This window comes from Allokutzneria oryzae (assembly GCF_042429765.1).
GTDB classification, from domain to species: Bacteria; Actinomycetota; Actinomycetes; order Mycobacteriales; family Pseudonocardiaceae; genus Allokutzneria; species Allokutzneria oryzae.
The window spans coordinates 149,165-157,730 of sequence record NZ_JBHLZU010000036.1; the positions used below are offsets into that span (position 1 = coordinate 149,165).

Here is an 8,566-nt window from a genome sequence, read left to right on the forward strand (position 1 = left end):
TCGGGTGTGGTGGCCGGTCAACGGCGCCGACGCCTGGAACGGGCACTGCGAGACCTGACCCGCACCGTGCCGCCGACGCCGTGCCCCCGACGCCGGGCCGCCGTGCACCGTGCCCCCGACGCCGGGCCCCCGTGCGCGCGCGATCCGGCTGGCGTGGTCAGTTTTTCGCGTTTTGTAGGCTTAATGCGCGAAAGAGCGCTCTCATTTCGCGTTAAGCCTACAAAACGCGAAAGGAGGGGCACGTGGGTGAGGGCGCCAGGGGGTGGTGAGGTGGTGTCACCCCTTGCAGGAAACGGACTAGGTCGCTCAGCCCGAGAAGGAAGGTGGGGCCAGCCATGACCGACGCAGACGTGCCCGGAGCGGAGCGGCGACTTTTCCTTTCCCTCCCAGGGGAATGGGCCCTGTCGCGGGCGATCCCGGGTATCGGGACGGTGACCGGCGTCGCCAGCTTCCGCGAGCTGCGGCCGGACCTGTTGCTCTACCGGGAGGACGGTCGGCTCGAACTCGACTCCGGGCAGAGCCACGACACCCACCGGGAGTACCACTACCTGTTGGAGGACTCGCAGATCCGGGTGTGCTTCGTGGAGCCGCCGCAGTTCGGGCGCACCATGCACACGCTGCGCCTGGACGGTGACGAGGCGACCGACGAGCACCTCTGCGACAAGGACCTCTACACCGGCCGCTACCGCTTCAGCGGGCCGGACCGCTTCACCATCGAGATGCGGGTGCGCGGCCCGAAGAAGGACTACTCGATGCACACCACCTACGACCGGGTCCCCAGCTAGCGCAGCCGGGCGCGGACCTCCTCCAGCCGCGGGTGGCCCAGCTCCTCCAGGATCTCCACCGCCTGCCGCCAGAAGTCCTGGGCCAGCCCCGGATCGCCGAGCCCTTCGCGGGACTCCGCCAGCAGTTCGAGCACCTCGGCCTCGTAGAGCCGGAAGTGCTTGTCGCGGTAGACCTCCAGGCACTCGGCCAGCAGCGGCAGCGCCTCGCCGGGGCGGCCGACGCGCACCCTGGCCTCCGCGAGGTTGTGCAGCACCGCGACCAGGCCGATCACGTCGTCGAGCTCCCGCGCCGGGCCGAGCGCGGACTCCAACGAGCGGATGGCGTCCTCCGGCTGCCCGCTCATCGTCTGCGACCGGCCGAGGTTGCTGAGCGTGCGGACTTCGAGCCGCCGGTTGCCCAGCTGCCCGCAGAGCTCCAGTGCCTGCTTCAGGTAGCGCACCGCCTCCTCGTAGTCGCCGCGGTTGGTGTGGGCGACGCCGAGGTTACCCAGCGTCCCCGCTTCCCCGTTCTCGTCGCCGATCTCCCGCCGGATCGCCAGCGACGCGGTGAAGTGCCGCACGCAGACGTCGATCTCGCCGAGCTGGCCGTGCGCCACCCCGAGCAGGCTGCGGGCCAGTGCCTCGCCCCGCCGGTCACCGACCCGCTGCGCCGCCTTGAGCGCGTCCTGCCCGGTGGTGATCCAGTCCTTGTAGTTGCTGATCCGCTCGAAATAGTGCTTGAGCACCAACGGCAACCGCCACGCGAGCGGGTACAGCCCCTCGGTGAGCGCGACCCCGACCGCGGCGACCAGGGTGGCGTGCTCCTCGGTCAGCCACCGGAACGCGTCCTCGTCACCGGTGAAGGCGGGCAGGTGCTCCGGCCGCGCCACCGGGTCCAGCTCGATGTCGACGAAGTGCGCGAAGAGCCGCTCGCGCGCGGAGTCCGCCGCGTAGAGGTACCAGGTCAGCACGCGCTCGACCGCCTCGCGCCCCTCCTGTTCCCGCGCGTGCCCTGCGGCGTACTCACGGAGCAGGTCGTGCAGCCGGTAGCGCCGCGCGGTCACCATCGTGAGCAGGTGCTCGTCGACGAGGTGGTCCAGTTGCTGTTGCGCGGCAACGGGATCGACACCGGTGAGCGCGGCGGCGGAGGAGGCCGTGACGTCGTCGCCGGGGTGCACGCCGAGCAACCGGAAGAAGCGCTGCGCCCGCGGGGTGAGCGCGCGGTAGGACAGGTCGAACACCGTGCGCAGCCCACGGGTTCCCGCGCTGAGCTCGCCGAGCCTGCCGCCGGAATCCCGCAGCCGGGCGGCGAGGTCGCTCAATGTCCACAGAGGACGGTTCTGGAGCCTGCGGGCCGCGAGCGCGATCGCCAGCGGAAGCCGCCCGCACAGCGCGGTCACCTCCTCCGCTCCCGCCGGGTCGGCCGCGACGCGCTTCCCGCCCGCGATCGTGGTCAGCAGCGCGTGGGCGTCCCGGATGCTGAACAGGTCCAGCGCGAGGGTGACCGCGCCGTCCAGCGCGAGATGCCGCCTGCTGGTGACCAGGACCAGGTTGCCGGGACTGGCGGGCAGCAGCGGCTGCACCTGGCGTTCGTCCACGGCGTTGTCCAGGATCACCAGCGCCCGCCTGCCGTGCAGCCGGTCCCGGTACAGCGCCGCCCGCGAGTCCAGGTCGGCCGGGACCTGCGCGCCCGGCACCCCGAGCAGGGTGAGGAACGAGGCGAGCACCACGGCCGGGTCGGCAGGCGGCTGGTCGGAGTGCGCGCGCAGGTCCACGTACAGCTGGATGTCCTCGTAGCTGCCGGTGGCGACGAGCCGGTGCGCGAAGTGCACGACCAGCCGCGTCTTGCCGACCCCGGCCATGCCCTCGACCGTCGCGATCGGCAACGCCGTCCCGGACCCGGCGGTCGCGGCGAGCCGCTCGCCCAACCGCCGCAGCTCCGCCTCCCTGCCGGTGAAGTCGCCGATGTCCGGTGGTAGCTGGCGGTGCGCGCTGACCGAGGCCGAGCTCGGCTTCGTGACGCGGTTGTGCAGCACCCGCTGGTGCGCCGCGGTCAGCTTCGGACCGGGGTCCACGCCCAGCTCGTCGGCGAACCTGCGGCGCACCTCGTCGAAGGTGGCCAGCGCGGCGGCCTGCCGCCCGGTCGCGGCGAGCGTGATCATCAACCGCGCCTGCACGGCCTCGTTCAGCGGCTCGGCCACCGCGAGCCGCTGCAACGGCGCGAGCCCGCGCTCGTCGTCGAGCTCGGCGAGCTCCAGCACCAGCGCCTGCCACGCCAGCCGCGCCTCGGTGACCACCGGGTGGTCGTGGAACGCCGGGAGACCGACGAGGGGCTCGTCGCGCCAGAGCGCGAGCGCCTCCTGGCAGAGCTCGGCCGCCTCCACACCGGACCGGGCGCGGGCCTTGGCGAGCAGGCCGCGGAACGCGAGCAGGTCGAGCTGGTCCTCGGTGACCGTCAGCTGGTAGCCGCCACCGGTCGCGCCGAGCTGCGGACCGCTGGTCTCCTGCCTGGCCGGGGCGAGCCGCCGCCGCAGCCGCGAGATGTGCGTCTGGAGCATCTCGACCGCGTTGGGCGGTGGCCGGTGGCCCCAGACCGCGTCGATCAACGCGTCCCTGGAGACCGGCGTGTTCGGGGTCAGCGCGAGCGCGCCGAGCAGCGTCCGCTGCGGCGCCGAGCCGAGGTCGACGGTCTCCCCGTCGTCGGTCACCACGAGCGGTCCGAGGACCAGGACCCGGGTGCCGGACACGGTCGGGCGGCCGCTCCGGACCAGCTCGGCGGTCTCCGGCTCGGACAGGCCGAACGCCTCGGCGAGCCTGCGCAGCGTGCCGGGGCGGGGCCGGGCGATCCGGCCCTGTTCCAGATCGCGCAGGCCCGCGACGCTGATCCCGGCGACGGCGGCGGCCTCGGTCTGGGTGAGCCCCGCCCGCGTCCGCAGCTCGCGCACCCAGGGGCCGAGCGGTCTGCGCACAGCCCGGTCCACCGCCTGTCGCACCCCGCATCCGTGCCGGTCGGCCGTGGTCCACGACCGTGCCGGTCAGACTAGAGCAAGATCGACGGCGCGCCGTCAGCACACACGAGCGGTCTCCGGCTCGACCTCCAGCCGGACCTCGTCGGGGTTGTACCTGGCGAGCAGGTGCACGTGCCTGCCCGCCGCGACCGCGTTCTCGGCCGAACCGAAGCCCCGGTCCAGCGCGGAGAGCTCCAACAGCGGTTCGGGTACCTGCCACCGCAGTGCGGTGTCGGCGAGGACCCGCTTCTCGGAGAGCCGGTCCACGTGGAAGGAGTGGTCGCGTTCGAGCAGCTTGGCGTTGACGTTGGTGGCGAAGGCGGCCAGCTGCCGGGCGCGCTCGAAGGCCGGGGTGCCGCGCAGCGCGTCCAGCGCCAGCTCGTCCCAGGTCAGCGAGGGCGCGATGCGGAAACTGCGTACCAGGAACAGCTCCAGCTGCTCCCTCGGCTCCAACCCGCGTTCGTCCTCGCTGAGCCACTCGTCGAGGAAGCCCGCGTACGCCGCTGAGTCGATCCGGTAGACCCCTTGGTGCTCACCGTGGTCGATGGCGACGTCCGCGTCGGCGCGGCCCGCCTGCGGCAGCCTGCACTCCTGGCGGCACCGCTCGGCGAGCCAGCCCAGCACCAGCCGCCGGTGCAGCCGCGGGTAGTCCGAGGCCAGCAGCTGGCAGACCCGCAGCGCGGCGAGGTCGCTGATCCACGTCGATGTGGTCTCCTCGACCCGCCCTCGGCTCTCCAGCTCCCACCCGTGCACGAACAACGTCCGGCTCAGCGGCAGCGTGTGCGGCCGCCTGCGCGGCAGGTCCGGATCCCGAAGGCGCTCGACCAGCAGCAGCGCGTCGCGGCGCTTCTGGTCCACCGCGCCGGTGCTGACGAAGCTCGCCAGCCGCAGCAGCTCCTCCTCGTCCAGTCCCATGTCCCGGCCGATCGCCCACATCGCCGGGTAGCAGCGCGCGGCATAGGGCCGTCGCGCCATTGCCGCGAGCAGCCGGTCGCGGGTCTGCGGGGAGCAGTGGCCCTTGCGCTCGGCCAGCGCGAGGGTCGCGCGCATGTTCACCAGCGGCTCGGACAGCGGGCGGTAGTCGTGCTCCGGCAGGCCGTGCAGCAGGGTCACCTCGTCGTCGGCCTCCAGCCTGCCCTCCGCGTAGTCGGCGTAGATGTCGCCGATCCCGGTCATGCCGAGGGTGTCCAGCTCGGCGGCCCGCAAGGCGCCCATGCTCGCCGCCCCGAGGACGCGCACGCCCCGGTCGATCATGGTGAGGATCTCCTTGTGGGTGATCGACCGGGAGTGGTGGAAGTAGCCGTCCACGATGCCGAGCACGTCCCCCGGACCGGGGTCCAGCCGGAACAGGTCGTGGGCGGCGACCGGGGGCAGGGCCTGGATTCCGGTGCCCGCCAACAGCTCCTCGGCGTCCGGCAGGGTGGGACCGGCGAACAGCACTCGCATCGACATGACGACCTCAGCTCCTCGGGTGTGGCTCAGAGGTGTTGGGGGAACAGCAAACGGGGCGCGACCACCCTGGCGACCGGGACGCCGAGGTCGGCGCGGGTCAGGTCGACGGCGACCGGGCACACCCCGGTCGCCGCCGTGACCCGCTCCACCAGCAGTGCCACGTCCTGCTCGGTGCCGCGAACGGGCAGCGAGTGGACGTCGCCGAAGTCCAGCGCGTCACCGGGGGCGGCGGTCCCGGCGCTGAAGGACTCCCGGTCGCGCAGCGTGGCGAAGGGGCTGGTCTGCCGGTACGCGGGCTTGCCGACGTCGTCGCGGGTGCCTGCGATGTAGGTGACCCGCGACTGCGCGGCCTCGGTGAGCGCCCGGCACAGCGCGGTCCGCGCGTCCAGGTGGCAGCCGTAGCCGCGGCTGTGGACCGGGAACGCGTCGCTGAAGATCCGCGCGCCGAAGCACGGCACCCCGCACGGCCCCGGCAGGACCTCCACGAGGACCTCGACCTCGGCCTCGGCGAAGAGCGCGAGCAGGTCGGCGGCCGGACCGTCCACAGTGTCCAGACGCAGCAACGGGGGGCGGCGGCCGGAGCGCTGGTGGCGGGCGAGGGCGTCGCGCTCGATCACCTCGGTGAGCCCGTGCCTGACCGCCTCGCCGAAGGTGTTGCCGCTGGCGAGCCCGTTGGTGGTGCCGGAGAAGACCGGAGGAGTCCACTCAGGACGGACGCGGCCGTCCAGCCGCAGGCACGCGGTGGGCACCAGGGTCTCGCCGGAGCCGTCCAGCCGCCGCGCGTGGTTCCAGGCCAGCCGCATCCCGGGGTTGAGGCAGCTGCGCGGCGTGCGGTCGAGGTCGCGCAGCCGGTAGCCCAGCCCGGGGGAGACGGTGCCGGCCTCGGCGGTGGGCACGTCCGGCTCGACGCGTTCGGCGTGCCAGAGCTCGATGGCCTCCATGGCCGCGCCGACCTTGGCGGCCTCGCGGGTCAGGCCCTTGCCCTGGGAGACCGACAGCAGCCAGGCGTCGGGGCGGATCGCCTGGTAGACCGGGATCCCGATCTCGTCGAGCCAGGTCAGGTCGGCGAGCCGGGTGATGCCGACCGCGCGCAGCTTCTCGCCGAGCCAGTCGAGGGTCTCGCGGGGGGAGCGGAGGCGCTGGTCGTCCTGGCGTCCGGCGGGCTCGGGCTCGCCGGACCCGGTCGGCTCGGTCGGCTCGGCCGTGGCGACGGACGCTCGAAGCGGGCCGGTGACGCCACCGGCCCGCCCCTCCAGCTCCGGGTCGCTCACCAACCGAGGTACTCGGAGGACGAGGACTCGCTGCGCGCCAGCCAGCTCACGGCCGAGTACTCGCGCACCTCGTGACGCTGGGCGAGCTCGGTGTCGAGCTCCTGCGCCGTGGGGATGGCAATCCGGTCCATTCTCACTCCTGCGGGTCGTGTTCCTGTGTTCCCTGCGATGAGGTCGGGGAGTTCCCATCGCCGAACCAGGATGGCAGCGCGAGCTGGCACCGCGCTGACAACGCAAGGTTCATTCGGGTACGTGTTTTCGCTGGTCACAAGCGTGTGCGGTGCTGTGGTGCGGGTCGCTACGGCCGGACTACGGTTTCTGCCATGCCGCTTGATCCGAGCCTCGCCACCGGCGCCGAGCTGCCGGGGACCGAGTTCTCCTGGGCCGCCGACGACGTGGTCCGCTACCACCTCGCGCTCGGAGCGGGCGCGGACTACACCAACCCCGCCGAGCTGCGCTACGTGCTCCAGCCGGACCTGCGGGTGCTGCCGACCTTCGGCATGACGGTGCCCGCGGCCCTGGGCGTCGCCGCCCCGGAGCACTACCACCCCGAGCCCCCGGAGATCCGCTTCCCCGGCGTGCGGCTCGACCTGGCGACCCTGGTGCACGCCCGCCAGGAAATCCTTGTGCACCAATCACTCCCGGCCAGCGGCACGGGCACCGCGCACAGCAGGATCGCGGAGCTGCACGACAAGGGCTCGGCGGCGATCATCGTGCAGGAAGCCACCCTGCGCTCCGAAGGCGAGCCGTTGCTGTCGTTCCGGACCAGCATCCACGCGCGCGGCGAAGGTGGCTTCGGCGGCGAGCGCGGCCCCTCGCTGGCCGACCTCGCGGTCCCCGTGCCGGACCGCGCGCCCGACGCGGTGATCGACACACCGACGCTGCCCCAGCAGGCGCTGCTCTACCGTCTGTGCGGCGAGCGCAACGCGGTCCACGCCGACCCCGCCCGCGCCCGCGAGGCGGGATTCCCGCGCCCGACCCTCCAGGGCGTCTGCGTCTACGGCATGGTCTGCAAGGCGGTGGTGGACACGATGCTCGGCGCCGACCCCGCCCGCGTGCGGAGCTACTCGGCCCGTTTCGCCGGGGTGGTCTTCCCGGGAGAGACCCTCCAGACCCGCGTCTGGCGCACCGGGGGCCGTCTCCTCTTCACCACCACGGTCCCTGGCCCCTCGTCTCGTCCGGTGCTGGCCGACTGCGTCATCACCTCCACCTGACCCCTCCCTCCGACGGTCACTCGGCCATTCGCGGGCTTATGGACGTCCCTGGAGGCGCGGACACGTCCATAAGCCCGCGAATGGCCGGTGGGGTGGTGGGTGTTGAGGGTTGTGGTGGCGTTGACGCCGTGGTGGCGTTTACGGCCGTGCTGCCGCCCCGACTCCGTCGGGTTGCCACCGGGATAATTCTTCCGGACTTGGGTGCCGGGTTTCCTTGGGCATCCACTACCGCTAGCCCGCTCACCTAATGTGGTGGCGGGCTAGCCGGGGTCGGGTTTAAAACGGGGGAGCGGGATCCGCTATCGGTTCCGGTTCCCGGACATACGTTCTTCCCATCGGGGTGGTCCAGATATGGATACCGCCCGGGAGCTGGGTTCGTTTCCACCGGGTGTGGTGTTTCATCACGTGATGTCGTCGGCATTTCGCGCCGAGGTCGTCCGCGATGGTGTTGGTGCCGTCGAAGGGTTCGCAATGGTCGAGGTCGCAGCGGTGTGCCGGTTGGCGGCAGCCGATGGCCACGCAGGTGACATCCCGGGCGCGGACGAGGTCGGCGAGGGCGGCTGACGGGCGGTAGTTCGTGCGTCCCACGTCCACCGCCACCCCAGACACGGGGTCGGTCAAGATCCGCTTCCACGTACCCCCGGCGGCGATGTCCCGGGCTACGTCGGCGGGGATCGGCCCGTAGCCCGCGAGCATCCCGGGCTCCTGGTCCATTCCCATCAGCGTGGTGGCGGGGAGGGTGACCAGGACCTTCACCTCACCCTGCGGGGCACCGGTCTCCTTACCCATCAACAGGTCGAAGGCGACATCCGCGCGGCGCTGGTCCATGGTGCGCTCATCGTCTAGGCCTCGGGCGA

7 protein-coding genes are annotated in these 8,566 nt (G+C 72.4%); 2 read left to right on the forward strand and 5 right to left on the reverse strand.

Features of this window, described 5'->3' with window-relative positions; all coding sequences use genetic code 11:
• The first annotated feature begins 335 nt into the window (after positions 1-335).
• The gene (locus ACFFQA_RS37165; RefSeq protein WP_377862502.1) at positions 336-785 is read left to right on the forward strand and encodes a DUF6314 family protein; all 450 of its coding nucleotides are present in this window, start codon (positions 336-338) and stop codon (positions 783-785) included.
• On the opposite strand, the gene ACFFQA_RS37170 is transcribed toward ACFFQA_RS37165, so the two are convergent.
• The 4 genes from ACFFQA_RS37170 to ACFFQA_RS37185 all read right to left on the reverse strand — a co-directional run bounded on the left by ACFFQA_RS37170 (position 782) and on the right by ACFFQA_RS37185 (position 6,626).
• Positions 782-3,757, reverse strand: a complete 2,976-nt coding sequence (locus ACFFQA_RS37170) for a tetratricopeptide repeat protein (protein WP_377862503.1) — start codon at positions 3,755-3,757, stop codon at positions 782-784. The two genes, ACFFQA_RS37165 and ACFFQA_RS37170, sit on opposite strands and share 4 nt — an antisense overlap.
• Positions 3,758-3,829: 72 nt before the next feature.
• Entirely contained in the window at positions 3,830-5,224 is a 1,395-nt protein-coding gene (locus ACFFQA_RS37175) for a TfuA-like protein (protein WP_377862504.1), read from the reverse strand.
• Between the two features lie 26 nt (positions 5,225-5,250).
• Positions 5,251-6,495, reverse strand: a complete 1,245-nt coding sequence (locus ACFFQA_RS37180; RefSeq protein WP_377862505.1) for a YcaO-like family protein — start codon at positions 6,493-6,495, stop codon at positions 5,251-5,253.
• Entirely contained in the window at positions 6,492-6,626 is a 135-nt protein-coding gene (locus ACFFQA_RS37185) for a hypothetical protein (protein WP_377862506.1), read from the reverse strand. The genes ACFFQA_RS37180 and ACFFQA_RS37185 overlap by 4 nt, the downstream gene beginning before the upstream one ends.
• A gap of 192 nt (positions 6,627-6,818) precedes the next feature.
• On the opposite strand from ACFFQA_RS37185, the gene ACFFQA_RS37190 reads away from it, so the two are divergent.
• Entirely contained in the window at positions 6,819-7,709 is an 891-nt protein-coding gene (locus tag ACFFQA_RS37190) for a MaoC/PaaZ C-terminal domain-containing protein (protein ID WP_377862507.1), read from the forward strand.
• A gap of 276 nt (positions 7,710-7,985) precedes the next feature.
• Here the strand turns inward: ACFFQA_RS37190 and ACFFQA_RS37195 are convergent.
• A partial coding sequence (locus ACFFQA_RS37195; RefSeq protein ID WP_377862508.1) for an HNH endonuclease signature motif containing protein occupies positions 7,986-8,566 on the reverse strand: 581 nt, incomplete at its 5' end.

Excerpts from the sequence above, each read along its gene's own strand:
- ACFFQA_RS37165 (WP_377862502.1), top strand. The coding sequence starts at position 336 with ATGACCGACGCAGACGTGCCCGGAGCGGAGCGGCGACTTTTCCTTTCC.
- ACFFQA_RS37175 (WP_377862504.1), bottom strand. The coding sequence starts at position 5,224 with ATGTCGATGCGAGTGCTGTTCGCCGGTCCCACCCTGCCGGACGCCGAG.
- ACFFQA_RS37185 (WP_377862506.1), bottom strand. The coding sequence starts at position 6,626 with ATGGACCGGATTGCCATCCCCACGGCGCAGGAGCTCGACACCGAGCTC.
- ACFFQA_RS37190 (WP_377862507.1), top strand. The coding sequence starts at position 6,819 with ATGCCGCTTGATCCGAGCCTCGCCACCGGCGCCGAGCTGCCGGGGACC.